Source organism: Vibrio sp. 9-16B-A1 (assembly GCF_056726165.1).
The window spans coordinates 386,750-402,667 of the sequence record NZ_JBSDZD010000002.1 but is presented as its reverse complement, the minus strand read 5'-3'; the positions used below and the strand labels follow the sequence as shown (position 1 = coordinate 402,667).

At 47.2% G+C, this 15,918-nt stretch carries 13 protein-coding genes and 1 other RNA gene; 10 read left to right on the top strand and 4 right to left on the bottom strand.

Annotated features, from left to right (window positions below; all coding sequences use genetic code 11):
• Positions 1 to 42 precede the first annotated feature (42 nt).
• Both ACVB80_RS05475 and ACVB80_RS05470 read left to right on the top strand, forming a co-directional pair.
• Positions 43 to 516, top strand: a complete 474-nt coding sequence (locus tag ACVB80_RS05475) for an Lrp/AsnC family transcriptional regulator (RefSeq protein WP_481080260.1) — start codon at positions 43 to 45, stop codon at positions 514 to 516.
• 311 nt (positions 517 to 827) lie between these two features.
• Positions 828 to 3,908, top strand: coding sequence for a hypothetical protein (locus tag ACVB80_RS05470; protein ID WP_481080259.1), 3,081 nt, complete (start codon positions 828 to 830; stop codon positions 3,906 to 3,908).
• A gap of 37 nt (positions 3,909 to 3,945) precedes the next feature.
• Here ACVB80_RS05470 and tesB read toward each other — a convergent pair whose 3' ends face one another.
• Positions 3,946 to 4,806: an acyl-CoA thioesterase II gene (tesB, locus tag ACVB80_RS05465; RefSeq protein WP_481080258.1), complete on the bottom strand. Its 861-nt coding sequence runs from the start codon at positions 4,804 to 4,806 to the stop codon at positions 3,946 to 3,948.
• 106 nt (positions 4,807 to 4,912) lie between these two features.
• Between tesB and ACVB80_RS05460 the strand changes: the two genes are divergently transcribed.
• The gene (locus ACVB80_RS05460; RefSeq protein WP_481080257.1) at positions 4,913 to 5,353 is read left to right on the top strand and encodes a YbaY family lipoprotein; all 441 of its coding nucleotides are present in this window, start codon (positions 4,913 to 4,915) and stop codon (positions 5,351 to 5,353) included.
• On the opposite strand, the gene ACVB80_RS05455 is transcribed toward ACVB80_RS05460, so the two are convergent.
• On the bottom strand, positions 5,350 to 5,652 hold the full coding sequence (locus tag ACVB80_RS05455) for an MGMT family protein (RefSeq protein WP_481080256.1): 303 nt from the start codon (positions 5,650 to 5,652) through the stop codon (positions 5,350 to 5,352). The genes ACVB80_RS05460 and ACVB80_RS05455 overlap by 4 nt on opposite strands.
• Before the next feature lie 134 nt (positions 5,653 to 5,786).
• On the opposite strand from ACVB80_RS05455, the gene ACVB80_RS05450 reads away from it, so the two are divergent.
• The 3 genes from ACVB80_RS05450 (at position 5,787) to hsdR (ending at position 9,468) form a co-directional block, all read left to right on the top strand.
• Positions 5,787 to 6,533 carry a VP0952 family biofilm-associated protein gene (locus ACVB80_RS05450; protein ID WP_481080255.1) on the top strand — a complete coding sequence of 249 codons (747 nt, stop codon included), beginning with the start codon at positions 5,787 to 5,789 and terminating at the stop codon, positions 6,531 to 6,533.
• Positions 6,534 to 6,691: 158 nt separating this feature from the next.
• Positions 6,692 to 6,788: signal recognition particle sRNA small type (ffs, locus tag ACVB80_RS05445), an RNA gene on the top strand.
• A 235-nt stretch (positions 6,789 to 7,023) separates the two neighbouring features.
• Entirely contained in the window at positions 7,024 to 9,468 is a 2,445-nt protein-coding gene (gene hsdR / locus ACVB80_RS05440; protein WP_481080378.1) for an EcoAI/FtnUII family type I restriction enzme subunit R, read from the top strand.
• 51 nt (positions 9,469 to 9,519) lie between these two features.
• Here hsdR and ACVB80_RS05435 read toward each other — a convergent pair whose 3' ends face one another.
• Positions 9,520 to 9,882: an elongation factor Ts gene (locus tag ACVB80_RS05435; RefSeq protein ID WP_481080254.1), complete on the bottom strand. Its 363-nt coding sequence runs from the start codon at positions 9,880 to 9,882 to the stop codon at positions 9,520 to 9,522.
• A gap of 76 nt (positions 9,883 to 9,958) precedes the next feature.
• On the opposite strand from ACVB80_RS05435, the gene ACVB80_RS05430 reads away from it, so the two are divergent.
• A complete protein-coding gene (locus tag ACVB80_RS05430) occupies positions 9,959 to 10,108 on the top strand; it encodes a hypothetical protein (protein WP_481080253.1) in 150 nt (49 codons plus the stop codon).
• Between the two features lie 127 nt (positions 10,109 to 10,235).
• Here ACVB80_RS05430 and ACVB80_RS05425 read toward each other — a convergent pair whose 3' ends face one another.
• Complete coding sequence (locus tag ACVB80_RS05425; protein WP_481080252.1) at positions 10,236 to 10,634, bottom strand: hypothetical protein; 399 nt, start codon at positions 10,632 to 10,634, stop codon at positions 10,236 to 10,238.
• Positions 10,635 to 10,811: 177 nt separating this feature from the next.
• Between ACVB80_RS05425 and ACVB80_RS05420 the strand changes: the two genes are divergently transcribed.
• The 3 genes from ACVB80_RS05420 to ACVB80_RS05410 are packed head-to-tail and all read left to right on the top strand — an operon-like array spanning position 10,812 to position 15,906.
• Complete coding sequence (locus tag ACVB80_RS05420; protein ID WP_481080251.1) at positions 10,812 to 12,287, top strand: N-6 DNA methylase; 1,476 nt, start codon at positions 10,812 to 10,814, stop codon at positions 12,285 to 12,287.
• A gap of 2 nt (positions 12,288 to 12,289) precedes the next feature.
• Complete coding sequence (locus tag ACVB80_RS05415; protein ID WP_481080250.1) at positions 12,290 to 14,011, top strand: restriction endonuclease subunit S; 1,722 nt, start codon at positions 12,290 to 12,292, stop codon at positions 14,009 to 14,011.
• 2 nt (positions 14,012 to 14,013) lie between these two features.
• The gene (locus ACVB80_RS05410) at positions 14,014 to 15,906 is read left to right on the top strand and encodes an ATP-dependent nuclease (protein WP_481080249.1); all 1,893 of its coding nucleotides are present in this window, start codon (positions 14,014 to 14,016) and stop codon (positions 15,904 to 15,906) included.
• Positions 15,907 to 15,918 lie beyond the last annotated feature (12 nt).

Below are 15,918 nucleotides of genomic sequence, written 5' to 3'. Positions count from 1 at the left end.
GGCAAACTAGCGGCGCTATAGAAATTGCTATCAGGAAAAACGATGGAAGAGCGAGCTAAACTCGACAAAACCGACCGCCAGTTACTGACCATGCTCCAGCGCGATGCGACCCTGTCGCTTAATGATCTGGCAGAGGCGGTCAATCTGACCACCACTCCCTGCTGGAAGCGCCTTAAACGTCTTGAAGAAGAAGGAGTGATCACCAAACGGGTTGCACTGCTTGACCCGGAAAAGCTGGGCCTGAGTTTTACCGCGTTTGTTCAGGTGAAGACCAGTGACCATTCTTATGGCTGGTATGAAAGCTTTGTCGCCGCTGTGGTAGAGATGCCGGAAGTGATGGATTTCTACCGTATGGCAGGGGAGTACGATTATATGATGCGCGTTCAGGTCGAAGACATGAAAGCGTTCGATAACTTCTATAAACACCTGGTAAACCGGGTGGCCGGACTGACTAACGTTACCTCGACTTTTGCAATGGAGTCGCTCAAGTCCAGTACAGTGCTGCCGCTTGAGTGACAATTGTCTCAATAGTGATACGGAGAGGCGGTTTTCACCTTACGGCCTCTCTGACTGATCTGCCTTTATTTGTTTTCCTTCGCTGCCCGCATTTCGCTGATATTTTGCCCGGCACACCGCCAGCCCTGTGACGACAGGGATCGCCTGCGTCAGCTTTTACTCATCAAACCGTACTCCATTCCAGAGCTCCAGGTTGTTTACTCTATTTGTGGCACATTTTCGCGGGATCTTTGCATGTTTACCTGTCCGGGGCTGTGATAGCTTGCGGCCGATCCTGCCAATCTGTTTCAAAATGTAAGAGTTATTAATCTATGTTAATGCAAACTGTTGTTCGTTCCGGGGTGTTGCTTGCCGTTAGTGCCGCCCTTGTTGCCTGTGGTGGTGGAGGCGGTGGTGATTCATCTTCGCTTTCTTCTTCTGTGACGCCTCCTGCACCTTCTGGTCCTATCCAGCGCGGACCAATTACCGCTCACGATGCAGAGATAGTGTTTACCGGCTATGGTCAGTACTACTATCCACGTGTTGATGGACAAATCGGTGACCTCAGATTTGACGTTGACGCTCCATCTGTCGCGAGTGATGCCCAAAATAACGGTTTGCTGATCACGCAATCTGGCGTTGTCACTGTTACCGTTAAGGATATCAAGTACGGATATGAAACCGCGAAAGATACCTTTACGCTGACGATCAAAAAAGGTCAAAATCAGGATCTGTCAGTTGATAGTCTGTTTCTTACAACCAGAGGTTACACCACTGAAAAGCGTCCCGTAATTCGTGGTGCGAAAGGTGATACCCGTGTTGAAGTCGTAGCCGGATATGAACAACTGATAGCGGTTGATGCGTTTGGGACGGTCAAATCGAAAGGAACTGCAGGTAATGCAAAAATTCGCGTGACTGACAGTGGAAATGATCGTTACGCAGAAAAAAGCATTGAAGTACCTGTGACCATCAGTGCAGTGGATCCGGATACGCTTTCGTACGCCAACCTGGAAAGAACTTATACCACTACGCTTACCATGCAGGCTTACAAAGTCAGTGGTAGTGAGCTCGAATCTGCAACTTATGCTCTTAACCCGGACAGTGCCCAGGATGTGATCGAGGTTAATAAGGCAACGGGCTTTATTACCGTGCTTAAAGCCGGTGAAGCCAAAGTTGACGTGACCGTTACATACCCGGATGGATTCAGTAAAGCTGATGAGAAAGTAACGTTTACGGTAACAGTCAACAAGGCAGATAATCCGGCACTCCTGGCGGACAGCAGTGAAGAAGTAATCTATGAGCCAGGCCTGGTATTCAGACCTGGTTTGTCCGGGGCGAATCTTGGCGGGATGCAATACTCAGTGCCAGAGGGACAAAATATTGTTTCGGTTGATCAGGCAACCGGGTTACTGAAGATTGAAAATGCGGGCAGTACGAAGCTGAACCTGATAATCCCGGAAAGTGATAATTACAAGCCATGGACCCGCACAATCGATATGATTGTAAGACAGGCTGATCACCCCGGTCTGACTATTCCAACCGCTTATCTGACTTATAAGAAGGATCTGAAGTACACCCTGAAGCCTGAGGGGCTGCAGGGGAAACTGACTTCGTCTTCTGAGTCTGGTGCTGACTGGGATGAAAGCAAAAGTGAGTTTCACTTTACCCGGGCCGGTTCATACAGCCTTACTGCTCACGATGACGGAGGTAACAACTACCGGCCTTTCAGAAAAGACTTCAGCGTTCATGTTGCCAAAGCTGTTCCTGCACCATTGCCTGAGTTTGCCAGTGTCAATGCTGTATACGCGAAAGAACTGGTTGTGGACTTAAGTGAGACCCTGCCAGCGTCAGAGCGTCCTCTTGAAGTGTTGTCAGTGGGAGACAAAACGGTAGCGCTTCATGCTACGGCTCTTAAGCTGTTAGTTCTTAAAGCAGGACAAACCAGTGTTTCTGTCCGTATGCAGGGAGATGACAACTTCCAGCCATCAGAGCCACGTTCGCTGATGCTTTACATTGCACCCGCAGCAAGCGACTTGTCGTTCTCCTCTGATACGCAAAGCGCTGTAGGTCAATGGGGCGATTCCGTAAAGCGCCATATTAACCCTTTGAACATCAGCGGTGTGAAAGGCACGCTCAGTTATAAGATTGCTGACGGACATGATACCGGTGTAGTTGAGCTGGATACAGCGACAGGTATGATGGAGATGCTGAAAGCGGGTAAGACCCGTGTAACTGCAACTGACTCAGGCGCGGACAGTTTTGAGGGCGGAAGTATCAGCTACGATGTTATCGTAAACAAAGGTGAGCTAAGCCTGACGGCGAACTATGCAGATGCAACCTATCAGCCAAACGGAAAGATGATCCCAACGGTAGATATCCCTGTGACGACCCGGGATCCTGACCAGGTATCTCTTCGTTTTGAGATTCCGGAGCAATACCAGAGTATCGTGTCCATGGTGAATGCGGCAACAGGTGAGGTGGCGATTAAGAAGGCGGGTGACTTTACACTCAATGTGACAGCTGAGTCAGCTAACTATAATCCGCAGCACTTTTCAGTGAGTGGAAAGATAAATAAAGCGCCACATCCGGGGATTCAGGTGGGTTCAGCTTCTGAAGTCGTCGTGCACTATAATCCCCGCAAGAGGTACTCTACGCCAGTTGTTTCACAAGCGCATGGCGAGCGACGTTTTGTGCCGGTTACATACAAGGTGCTGCGCGGATTTGACACCAGTACAGGAGACTTTTCTGCTGCACGTTATGCTTCGCCGGACATGCGGGATACCACTGATTCGGCCATGGTATACGAGGCAGAAAGTGAGAACTATCTCGGGGCTTCGCAGCTTTACTATGTAAAGGTGAAGCCACCACTGGCCTCAGAAGCGGACTTCAGTGAAGACGTGAAAGTCTATGAGCGTGACGAAAAAGCAGTCGTGCTCAGCAGGCTCGGCAGTAATGCTTCAAACCTGAAAGAAAGCCGTCTTGGTTTTATGGGGGCAAAAGTGATTGAGCCGACTGAAACCGATCTGAAAAACTATGGCCCAGGTACCCGCCTGATGGTGAGTATGAACTGGTATGATGACAACAGTGATAAACCGGGTCTGGCTTCGACTGCTGTGTTCTATGTTACCCGTAACGATGGCTGTGGTGATTCACCATCAGCGATTGAGTTGAATGCTGGTGGCTTGTGTGACAATGGTACAACCACGCGCTCTGTGACCATTTATAACCTGCCGGAGAACGACATTTTGGCAGGCATGGGTGGTAAGTGGACGTCTGTTCATCCGGTGACCGTTGCCCGCTATGGAACCGGTAAGTTTGTTCAGACAGCGGATGGTGGGGAGTACAGTAATACATCCCCGGATGCTTCCCAGTTTTATGAGTGGGGTGTGCTGAATTTCGAAATCAGCCAATAACAGTAAAAACAGGCGATCTTTTGATCGCCTGTTTCTTTTATTGAACAAACCGCATGATCCCTTCCTGAATCGCAGAAGCCACCATATTGCCCTGCTTATCAAAAATCTCACCGCGCACCAGACCACGGGTATTGCTCGCCGTTGGGCTCTCAATCGCATACAGCAGCCACTCATCCATTTTAAACGGGCGGTGGAACCACATGGAGTGGTCAATGGTCGCCACCTGGAATTTTGGCGTCATCAGCGTCACCTGGTGTGGGTGCAGCGCGGTTACCAGAAAACCCCAGTCCGAGGCATACGCCAGCAGGTACTGATGGATCAGCTGATTTTGCGGCATTTCACCGTTGGCTTTGATCCACAGATACTGTTTTGGCTCGGCCACTTTTGGTTTCAGTGGATTGACTACCGTGACCGGGCGCACTTCAATCGGTTTTTCTCCGCAGAACATTTGGCGGATCTTCTCCGGCAGAAACTCTGCTATCTGGCTGGCCAGCTCAGATTCCGAAGCGTAATTTTCAGGCCCTGGTACTTCCGGCATCGTGTTCTGATGCTCAAAGCCAGGCTGCTCACCATGATAAGAGGCGGTGAGGTAGAAAATCGGCCGTCCGTTCTGAATCGCCTTTACCCGGCGGGTAGAGAGACTGCGGCCATCGCGCAGGTTTTCTACATCATAAATAATCGGTTTTTCCGGATCCCCCGGGTAAAGGAAGTAACTGTGAAACGAGTGCACCACACGGTCACTTTCCACGGTATAGCGGGATGCAGACAGCGCCTGACCAATCACCTGACCACCATAAACCTGAGGCAGGCCAAGGTTCTCACTCTGGCCGCGAAAAAGGCCCTGTTCCAGTTGTTCCAGCTGCAGCAAATCCAGCAGTTCGTTTAGTGGTTGACTCATCGTACCTCCGTAAAAGTTCTGTCAAATAAATAGCCTGAACGGAGACAAAACACAAGCGGCCGATATACTCGGCATTAATTGGTATTCATCGCAAGGTAAAAACAGAATGAAAAAATTACTGCTGGGAATGTTTGTCGCCTCAACACTGGCGCTGACCGGGTGTCAGACCACAGAGCAGACATCGCAATACCAGGAAGAGATGGCCGTGGCGACCATTATTGGCACGGTATCTTACCGCGAGCGTATCGCACTGCCGGATGACGCGCAGATCACCGTTACGCTGCAGGACATCTCACTGGCTGATGCACCATCGGTGGAAATTGCCCGTACTGAGTTTGAATCGCAGGGCTTTCAGTCGCCGTTTGCGTTCCAGCTTGATTATGACCCGGCTCAGATTGTCGATGGCCACACCTATTCTGTCAGTGCGCGGATTGAAGTCGGCGGTAAACTGCGGTTTATCACCGATACCGTTTATCAGGTGATCACCGACCGTAATGAAACCGACCAGGTGAACCTGCGCCTTATCGGGGTCGGTGGCAGAGGCTAAGGCTGCCAGCGATAGCGCTTTAACGACACCTTTCCTGCGGCGGAGACATCCACGCCTTCTTTTAACAGAAGTTGTCTCTGCCGCTGCAGATCTTCTCCTTTCAGGGAAATCTCTCCCTTCGCATTGATCACCCTAAACCAGGGCAGGGCTGAGCCTTCAGGCAGATTGCCCAGCGCCCGGCCAACCTGACGTGCATACCCCGGATAACCCGCCATTTTGGCGACTTCGCCGTAAGTTACTACTTTTCCATTGGGTATTTGGTGAATTACAGCAAAGATCTGTGCAAGAAATTGGTCCATACTGAAAGTGTCGGGTACCGTTAATGTTGTACTCCAGCCTACAGGAACGTCAGGCGGGTGCAATCTGCTTTTAACGAATATTGTGATGGATTGTTGGTACCCCAGCTCATCCAGGGAAGACGAAGGAGAGAGCGATGGTATTGTCTGCGATACAGTTTTCCGTAACGGCAGTTCTGGCCGTTGTATGTGCCCGGGCACTCAGCATGAGTGGCGGGGAAATTCCGGTGCTGGCGATCATTATCCCGGCGCTGTGGCTTTTGCCTCAGGGCGGGGCGGCCGGTCTGCTGCTGCTTGTCTCACTCGGCGTCTACGGCTTCACCTTACCTGCTGCGCCCATTGCCATGTCCCTTGCGGTATGGATCCTGTGGCCGCTTCTGATGGTGACTTTCTCACGCCGTTCCAGCATGTACGTGGTGATCTCCAGCGCTGCGATTATCGTCACCATGCAGCTGGGTATTATGGTTACCCAGGCAGAAGGAAAAATCCCCGGTGACTGGGAAGTCACCCTGGTTCAAACCCTCGCCGTCATGAGCACCTGGTTTGCCGCCCGTCACTGGCGGCCATCACCAAAACACAGCTGGTGGACCCTGACGCTGATCCTGGCACTCTGGATAGCGGGCTGGACACACGCCGCAGTCATTGCACTGTGTATTGTCGGCATTATCGCTTCTGCTGAAACCCTGCCAAAAATCGGCAACGGCATGAAGTGGAGTTCGCTGCTCACCTGGACCCTGCCAACCGTCGCCTTTGCTGCCGTGGTCGCTTCCGGCGATACCGAAGTGCCGAACCCGGTATTCGTGGTGTGGATCTTCCTGCTCGGCACCGCCTGGGCTACAGATTACATCCTGCGCGCCAATGAGGAAGAAGAGCAGGACAGATAACCCAATCTGCCGGGAATACCCGCAAACTGCATAATAGTTAGGCACTTAAACCGGGATCACTGAAAAATCCCGGTAATGCCCTTGCATTCGCGGGGGCGATACCTGATAATCCTTTTCACTCTTTGGCGACAAGCCAACAGAAATCAAATCGATGGGGGCCCTGGTCCTCCCGCAACAATAGCTCGTGAACTCGGTCAGGTCCGGAAGGAAGCAGCCGCAGCGAGTGACTTGTGTGCCGGGATGTGGCTGGGGTCTCCGCCCATTAAAAAAGCCGCTTTCATTAGCGGCTTTTTGCTATCTTGAGCTTGCGAACGCGGTACTTTTTCACTTCACAGATGCTGCATGTACTCATAGCGCAAATCTTTTCAATGAAATCAGCCCTAAACTGGGACTGATTCAATAATAACCACACAGTTTTCAAGTCAAACCTCTTCATTGGTATGAACTTTGTTATATAATCGCCTAAGTTCAGAACGGAATGAAAAGTCGTATGGTTACCACCTTCTCCAAATCGCAGCTCTCCGAAGCCGACATTATCTCAAAGTTTATTCTGCCAGCCATTAAAGATGCAGGCTGGAATGATATGACCCAAATTCGCCAGGAAGTGAAACTTCGGGATGGAAAGGTGATTGTGCGTGGCCAGGCTGCTGCCCGTAAGAAGGTGAAATCTGCTGACATCGTGCTTTACCATAAGCCAGGTATGCCGCTTGCGGTTGTCGAAGCGAAAGCGAACAAACATGAAGTGGGCAAGGGCATGCAACAAGGTATGGAGTATGCCGGGTTGCTTGAAGTTCCGTTTGTATTTGCTTCGAATGGTGATGGTTTTATCTTCAGAGATTTAACCAATCCCGCCCAACTGGAATCAGAAATTAACCTGGAGGATTTCCCGTCTCCTGAGCAGCTTTGGCATAAATACTGTGTTTGGAAGGGTTATAAAGAAGAACACTTACCAATCATTACACAAGATTATTACGATGACGGCAGTGGCAAGTCACCTCGTTATTATCAGCTGCAGGCGATTAACAAAACGGTAGAAGCGGTAGCCTCCGGACAAGACCGCATCTTACTTGTGATGGCGACAGGCACAGGGAAAACCTATACCGCATTCCAGATCATTTGGCGTCTGTGGAAAGCGAAAGCCAGGAAGCGCATTCTTTTTCTGGCCGACCGAAATATCCTTGTCGATCAAACCAAAACCAATGACTTTCAGCCTTTTGGCTCAGCAATGACCAAAATAACAGGCCGTAATGTGGACCCGGCTTATGAAGTCCATCTGGCCTTATATCAGGCTCTGACTGGTCCGGAGGAAGCACAAAAAGCTTATAAGCAGGTTGACCCTGATTTCTTCGACTTGATCATTATTGATGAGTGTCATCGTGGCAGTGCAGCAGAAGACAGTGCCTGGCGTGAGATCCTGGAGTATTTCAGCTCTGCAACGCAGGTTGGTTTAACTGCGACACCAAAAGAGACCGATGTGGTTTCTAATATCGAGTATTTCGGTGATCCCGTTTATACCTATTCATTGAAAGAGGGTATAGAGGATGGCTTCTTAGCCCCATACAAAGTCGTGCGTGTCGATATTGACGTTGATGTGCAGGGGTGGCGGCCAACCAAGGGGCAGGTCGATAAACACGGAGAAGTGATAGAAGACCGCATCTACAATCAGAAAGATTACGATCGGAATTTGGTCATCGATGAGCGAACAGAACTGGTTGCTCAAACCGTGACAAACTACCTGAAACGTACCGACCCAATGGCTAAAACCATCGTGTTTTGTAACGACATCGATCATGCAGAACGTATGCGCAGGGCTCTGGTTAATCTCAACCCGGATCAGGTCAAAAAGAATGACAAGTACGTGATGAAAATTACCGGTGATGACGAGATAGGTAAAGCTCAGCTGGATAATTTCATCAACCCTAAGAAGAAATATCCTGTTATTGCTACAACGTCAGAACTGATGACAACCGGTGTAGATGCCAAAACCTGTAAGCTGGTGGTGCTGGATCAAAGCATTCAATCCATGACCAAGTTCAAGCAGATCATTGGCCGTGGTACCCGAATTGATGATCGTTACGGCAAACTGTGGTTCACCATCCTGGACTTTAAGAAAGCGACAGAGTTGTTTGCTGATGAGCGTTTCGATGGTACGCCTGAGCGGGTGAAAGTCACTAAGCCGGAAGAGTTTGAAGATGAAGGAAGCTTAGAAGATATCATTGATGGTATCGATGACGCCGATACAGACAACCCATTTGCAGACGATGATATTGATCCGGGCTCTGTTCAGGAACCAGAAACAACGTACAAAAATGGCAGCTCTGACAGTGGCAGATCCGCTGGTGGAGAAGACTGGGATGATGAGAACAAAGTTCGTAAGTTCCATGTGAATGGCGTACCCGTGAAAACACTCGCTGAGCGTGTTCAGTACTACGACTCTGATGGCAAACTCGTTACGGAGTCGTTCAAAGATTATACCCGCAAGACCATGGCTAAGCAGTTCGCGTCTCTGGATGAGTTCACCAAACGCTGGAATGAAGCTGATCGTAAAGAAGCCATTATTGAAGAGCTGGCCCGTGAAGGTATCCTGTGGGAGGCACTGGAAGACGAAGTGGGTAAAGACCTGGACCCATTCGATATGATTTGTCATGTCGTCTATGACCAACCGCCACTGACCCGTAAAGAACGGGCTGACAACGTGAAAAAGCGTAACTACTTCACTAAGTATGGTGAAACAGCGCAACAAGTACTCAATAACCTGTTGGATAAGTACGCTGATGAGGGCGTTCAGGAAATCGAGAACATCCATGTACTGAAAGTAAAACCCTTTGATGAAATGGGCCGGCCATTAGAGATCATTAAGAAAGGGTTTGGCGGTAAGCCTCAGTATCTCGATGCTGTGCAGGATCTGGAAGCCGCGATTTACCAGTCTGCGTAGAATTTGGATCTTTTATGAGAGCAGGCAGGTCGTGATGATTTCGACCTGCTGCTAACCATCAAGCCGGTCCAAATCAGACGATAGCCGGGCCAATTGTTCAGACAGCTCACTGGGCAGGCATTTATGGGCAACGTATCCGGGCAGCACCGTACCCAGATTGAGCGCCTGATAGTCGGGGTGCTCCGTCAGTATCCGAAGGTAAGTATCAAGCCGTTCCTCTGGCGTTGACTCGCGCTGCAGTTGTTTTTTGATTTTTCCTGCAAGCTTTCGAATTTCATCGCTGTCTGTTTCTTTAAAATCACCGCATCCATCAGTATCCAACTCGTCGTAGAGAATGCCGGCAAATTTTTTGTGGCTCCAGCCCAAAGCGTGTAGAGCGCGTTGAATTTGCTTTTGTTTTTCCGGTGTCCCCATTTGTCCCAACCCCGTTAGTTATGATTATCCTGTCTTAGCGAAGACACATTACTTATTAAATTTAAAGGAAAAAATTATGACTAAATCAAAAACACCAATGACACCAGAAGCCGCTGCTCGTATTAAATCCAGTAATGCCAAAAACGGAAATGGAAAAACAGAGAAAGGCTCATTTCCTGCACGGGCTGAAAGTGCTGCGGCCAAAAACTCGAACTCAAACAAGTAAGGGAGCAGCCATGAGTAAGCAAAATCCAAACTACCCAAGCAAGACCGGTAATCCATCTGGCCCTCGCCGCGGAAATACACCAAAACGTTAGTATCACCAGTTAAGGGCAGCGAAAGCTGCCTTTTCTTTAGCTGCAACCCTCAGCATTGAACTGAAAGTGTTCAATAAACGCAGTGGGGTCTGACTTGTACTCAGTGTAAGAGACGTCTTTTTCAGTCTTCGCCAGGGTGCACAGACAGGCTTCCCGCTTGTCTTCATACCAGCTAACCGAAACGGTATTTTGAGAACCATTGATACAGGTATCCATAATGGCGTACTCAACTTCCAGTGGGTATCTGGCTTCGTCAAATTTGTCATTCACCGCGTAACCACCAACCACTCCAACAAGTAATGCGGAAGAGGCTGAAACCAGCCGTCGTTTGCTGAACTTAAATCCTTTAAAGCTCTTTTCACATTTTTTACAGGTGATGTTTTCTGCGAACTCGATTTTGTTGTCTGTCTCGCAGTGAGGGCATTCAATTTTCATATTATCTCTGGTTATAGCCAATGACGTTTCAGATATTTGTTTTGCTTATTATTTCGCCGGTTAATAGTACACAAATCTATTGCAGGATTGCTAATGATTTCATAGCCCTGACTCCAGTTTTTCGAATTGAGTTCTGGTATAATCGCGTCCAATTTTGGTTCTAAAAAGTAGTGAATTATGTCTGTCAGTTCAGTAATCAAATCCATTCAGGACATCATGCGTAAAGACGCAGGTGTTGACGGTGATGCCCAGCGCCTTGGCCAGATGTCATGGCTGTTATTCCTTAAAGTTTTCGATGCGCAGGAAGAAGAGCTGGAGCTTGAACTGGATGATTACCGGGAGCCGATTCCAGAGCAGTACCTGTGGCGTAACTGGGCGGCGGACGCAGAAGGTATGACCGGTGAAGAGCTGCTTGAGTTTGTAAATGATGACCTGTTCCCGGCGCTGAAAAACTACACAGCGCCAATTGATAAGAACCCTCGCGGCTTTGTGGTGAAAGAAGCGTTCAGCGATGCGTTTAACTACATGAAAAACGGCACTCTGCTGCGCCAGGTGATCAATAAACTCAACGAAATTGATTTCACCGATTCGAATGAGCGCCACCTGTTCGGTGATATCTACGAGCAGATCCTTAAAGACCTGCAAAGTGCAGGTAACGCTGGTGAGTTCTATACCCCGCGTGCAGTAACCCGCTTTATTGTTGACCGCCTGGATCCAAAACTGGGTGAGTCAATTATGGACCCGGCAACGGGTACGGGCGGCTTCCTTGCCTGTTCATTCGATCACGTAAAAAACAACTATGTGAAGACAGCCTCTGATCATCAAACGCTGCAAAAGCAGATCCACGGTGTTGAGAAGAAGCAGCTTCCGCACCTGCTGTGTATCACCAACATGATGCTGCACGGTATTGAAGTACCAGTACAGATTAAGCACGGCAACACGCTGAACAAGCCACTTTCAAGCTGGGACAGCAACATCAACGTGATAGCGACCAACCCTCCGTTTGGTGGCACGGAAGAAGACGGCATTGAGAAAAACTTCCCGGCAGAAATGCAGACCCGTGAAACGGCAGATCTGTTTTTACAACTGATTATCGAAGTTCTGGATGAAAACAACGGTCGGGCAGGTGTGGTACTGCCAGATGGCACACTGTTTGGTGAAGGCGTAAAAACCAAAATCAAAAAGATGCTGTGTGAGGAGTGTAACCTGCACACCATCGTTCGCCTGCCTAATGGTGTGTTCAACCCATACACGGGCATCAAAACCAACATCCTGTTCTTTACCAAAGGCAAGCCAACCAAAGAAGTATGGTTCTATGAACACCCATACCCGGAGGGCGTGAAGAACTACAGTAAAACCAAGCCAATGAAGTTTGAAGAGTTCAAACAGGAGCAGGATTGGTGGGGCAGTGAAGAAGATGGTTTTGCGTCTCGTGAAGAGAACAAGCACGCCTGGAAAGTCTCGATTGAGGAGATCATCGGGCGCAATTTCAACCTGGATATCAAGAACCCATATCAGGAAGAAGTGGTCAGCCATGACCCGCAAGAGCTGCTGGCAAATTATGAGCAGCAGCAACAGGAAATTACGGAGCTGCGTAACAAGTTGAAAGGCATTCTGGGTGATGCCCTGAAATCTTCAGTTGGTGAGGGTTAAGCATGAGCCTGGAACAACTGATTACCGAAAATATCAACGTTTGGACTTCAACGGTGAAGACCAAAGCAACCACAGGGCGTGGCAGCAGCAAAAAGCTGGAACTGTATGGCGTTAAGAAACTGCGTGAGCTGATTTTGGAGTTGGCTGTGCGGGGTAAGTTAGTACCTCAAGATCCAAGTGATGAGCCTGCAACTGATCTTATTGAAAGAATTACAATAAGAAAACAACAACTTTTAGATTCCGGTGAGTTAAAAAAGACAAAAAAAGCAAAAGTTCACGATGCAATTATCTCTGGTAACAACTTGCCTAGTGGATGGAAAGCAATTGATTTTGGTGACATAACTTTTAACCTTGATGCAATCAGAGTTCCCCTTTCGGTGAATGAACGAAAAGGGCGACAAGGGGAGTATGATTATTATGGTGCATCAGGTGTAATTGATTCGATAGACGATTACTTGTTTGACAAACCACTGCTTTTAATTGGTGAAGATGGAGCAAACTTGGTCAATCGGAGTACTCCAATAGCTTTTATCGCTAGAGGTAAGTATTGGGTTAATAACCATGCTCATGTAATTGATGGTATTAGTGAAGAATTTCTTATTTATTTGAGTCTATATATTAATTCAATTTCGCTGTTGCCGTACATTACAGGTATGGCTCAGCCCAAAATGAATCAGGCGAAGATGAATTCAATTTTAGTTATGCTTCCGCCTGAAAAAGAGCAGGCTCGCATTGTCGCTAAAGTCGATGAACTAATGACACTATGCGATCAACTAGAGCAACAAACCGAAGCCAGCATTGCGGCACATCAAGTATTGGTAACAACGCTGTTAGATACGCTGACCAACTCTGCAAACGCAGAAGAGCTGATGCAAAACTGGCAAATGGTTGCGGAACATTTCGATACTCTGTTCACCACAATCGATTCCATCGACCAGTTAAAACAAACCATCCTGCAACTGGCGGTAATGGGTAAGCTTGTCCCACAAGATTCAAATGATGAGCCTGCTGCAAAGCTACTTGAGCGTATTGCGGAAGAAAAAGCGCAATTAATCAAAGAGAAGAAAATCAAAAAGCAGAAAGCGCTGCCGCCGATTGCTGATGATGAAAAGCCGTTTGAACTGCCACTGGGATGGGAGTGGTGTCGCTTCGGAGCCTTGTTTAAATCATTTTCAAATGGGTTGTACAAGCCAGCTAAGTTTTATACTGATTCAGGAGTTATATCCTTGAGAATGTACAATATTCAAAGCGGAAACATTGATTTTGAAGGTGCTAAACGAGTTGAGGTTGAACCTCATGAATTAGATCAATTTTTGCTTGAAAAGGGCGATTTATTGATCAACAGGGTTAATAGTAAAGAGCTAGTTGGAAAAACTGCCATAATTCCTGAATTTGACGAGCCACTTGTATATGAAAGTATGAATATGAGAGCTAAACCGTTTAGTGACTACGTATCTGCTGAGTACCTTAACTTGTTTATGATGACAGCACTTGCACAGCAAGCTATTTCTTCTTTTGCTAAGGAAGCAATTGGTCAAGCATCTATCAACCAAGGGCAGGTAAGCTCGATCGCGATTACATTGCCTCCAAATAATGAACAAAAGCGCATCGTTCTTAAAGTAAATGAGATTTTAGTAGTGTGCGAGAAACTCAAAGAGCGGCTAACAGAATCTAAGGGAACTCAGTTACATCTCACTGATGCTATCGTTGAGCAGGCGGTGTAACTATGCGCTTAAAATCTATCTACATTAGCGAATACAAGAATTTAAAAGACTTTAGGCTTGAGTTTTCCGAAGAGCATTTTTTGGAAGTGTTTGTTGGTAAGAACGGTTCAGGAAAGTCAAATTTTATTGAAGCACTGTTAGAAGTTCTTCGTCATATGTATCAGTATGACTGGGGTGATAATAGGCATGAACTATTCTTCTCATACGAGCTGATTTATGAAATTAATGATCAAGAGATCAAGATTGAATTTGATTTTGCTACAGAGCAACTAAAGGTCAACGGAATTGACAGAGCGACAGTTGGTGCAACGCCTAAACCCAATAATATTTTGACCTATTATGCTGGGCATAATCCGGCTGTTAGCGCGTTGTTGAGTTCATTCGAAGAAAAGTTTTCTAGAAGAATCATTAGGGCTGATCACGATGAAAGTCGCCCTTTTATCGGTATCTCAAGTGCATACAATGATCTGTTGTTAGCCGTAGTTTCTTTGCTACCCGATACGTCAAATGCAAGGCAATACGTTACTGACAAGCTTGGTATCGAAGAAATAGTGAATGATTTTAAGGTGAATTTGAAGCGCCCGTTGTATGCTCAGAAAACGACAAGTTCTCAATATGATGTTCAAGTGGGCGATGACTCAACGAAATATTGGAGATTGGCTGGAACATCATTGGCTTTTTTAGGTGCATTGGAAAATTGTTTCTCAGATCCCGAGCCTACAGGTCGTATTCGAACGGAAGGCTACCTCTCAGATTCTGACACCTACCAGTTATACTTTTCACTTAATAAGATACGAGAGCACTTTCCCGACTACTCTGCTCATGACTATTTCAGGGTTTTCGACAACTTAAAAACTCTTGGGATGCTTGAATCAATTACGTTGACGCTCAAAACCTCCGACGGTCATGAAATTACGTCGAATATGTTCAGTGATGGTCAGTTTCAAGCAATATACCTATTTGCGATTAGTGAGATATTTAAGGATTCAAATTGCATTACTATCATGGATGAACCAGATTCATTCCTACACCCTGAGTGGCAAGCTGAGTGTTCTGAGCAAGTACAAGCTTTATCTGCAGAAGCAGCAGCCAGTAATCATGTAGTCATGACGACTCACAGTGCAGTTACCTTAATTAACTCACCTCATACACGAGTTAAGTATTTCGATTTAAGAAATGGAAAAGCCAATGTTTACGCTTTGCCTAAACGTATTGCAGTAGAACGATTGTGTTCTAACGTCATTCGTTATGCTGAAGAAGAACAGCTATTGAGTATCTTGAATGCGATAGAAATTGAAAACAAGCCGGTCTTATTTACAGAGGGAAATACAGACCCAATTATTATCAAAGAGGCGTGGCACAAATTGTATGATGGGCAAGACATGCCATTCATCCCTTTCTATGCTTTTAGCTGCACCTACATGAAGCAACTGATTACTGACCTTAGGATTCAGGAAGAGATGCAGGGTAAGCCTGTATTTTCATTGTTTGATTTTGATAAAGCTTACTTATCATGGGATGGTCTCAAAGGTGATGTTGTACACGGTGATATCGATACTGGCATTGTTAAAAAGTGGGAAAGCGGGAACTCCTATGCAGTAATGCTCCCTGTTCCTAATATTCCTGCTATTAGAGCCCAAGTTATTTCAGATGAGGCGACTAAAGAACACTATGGTGGTGAGTCACTATGTGAAATTGAGCACTTGTTGTTTGGCGAGGATACCCAAGGGTACTTCAAAGAATCACCTTGCAAAGGTGGGGGAAGAATTGTCGAGTTCATTTCCGATTCAAAGAAAGTGGAGTTTGCAAAAACGGTGGTTCCTAACTTACCAAAAGAGAACTTTGAAGTATTTCGCCCGATGCTTGATTGGATCGCGGCTAAATGTGTAGCTTGAGTAATGAGGAGT

Coding starts and splice junctions, on each gene's coding strand:
- ACVB80_RS05475 (WP_481080260.1), top strand. CDS start 43: ATGGAAGAGCGAGCTAAACTCGACAAAACCGACCGCCAGTTACTGACC.
- ACVB80_RS05470 (WP_481080259.1), top strand. CDS start 828: ATGTTAATGCAAACTGTTGTTCGTTCCGGGGTGTTGCTTGCCGTTAGT.
- tesB (WP_481080258.1), bottom strand. CDS start 4,806: ATGAGTCAACCACTAAACGAACTGCTGGATTTGCTGCAGCTGGAACAA.
- ACVB80_RS05460 (WP_481080257.1), top strand. CDS start 4,913: ATGAAAAAATTACTGCTGGGAATGTTTGTCGCCTCAACACTGGCGCTG.
- ACVB80_RS05455 (WP_481080256.1), bottom strand. CDS start 5,652: ATGGACCAATTTCTTGCACAGATCTTTGCTGTAATTCACCAAATACCC.
- ACVB80_RS05450 (WP_481080255.1), top strand. CDS start 5,787: ATGGTATTGTCTGCGATACAGTTTTCCGTAACGGCAGTTCTGGCCGTT.
- hsdR (WP_481080378.1), top strand. CDS start 7,024: ATGGTTACCACCTTCTCCAAATCGCAGCTCTCCGAAGCCGACATTATC.
- ACVB80_RS05435 (WP_481080254.1), bottom strand. CDS start 9,882: ATGGGGACACCGGAAAAACAAAAGCAAATTCAACGCGCTCTACACGCT.
- ACVB80_RS05430 (WP_481080253.1), top strand. CDS start 9,959: ATGACTAAATCAAAAACACCAATGACACCAGAAGCCGCTGCTCGTATT.
- ACVB80_RS05425 (WP_481080252.1), bottom strand. CDS start 10,634: ATGAAAATTGAATGCCCTCACTGCGAGACAGACAACAAAATCGAGTTC.
- ACVB80_RS05420 (WP_481080251.1), top strand. CDS start 10,812: ATGTCTGTCAGTTCAGTAATCAAATCCATTCAGGACATCATGCGTAAA.
- ACVB80_RS05415 (WP_481080250.1), top strand. CDS start 12,290: ATGAGCCTGGAACAACTGATTACCGAAAATATCAACGTTTGGACTTCA.
- ACVB80_RS05410 (WP_481080249.1), top strand. CDS start 14,014: ATGCGCTTAAAATCTATCTACATTAGCGAATACAAGAATTTAAAAGAC.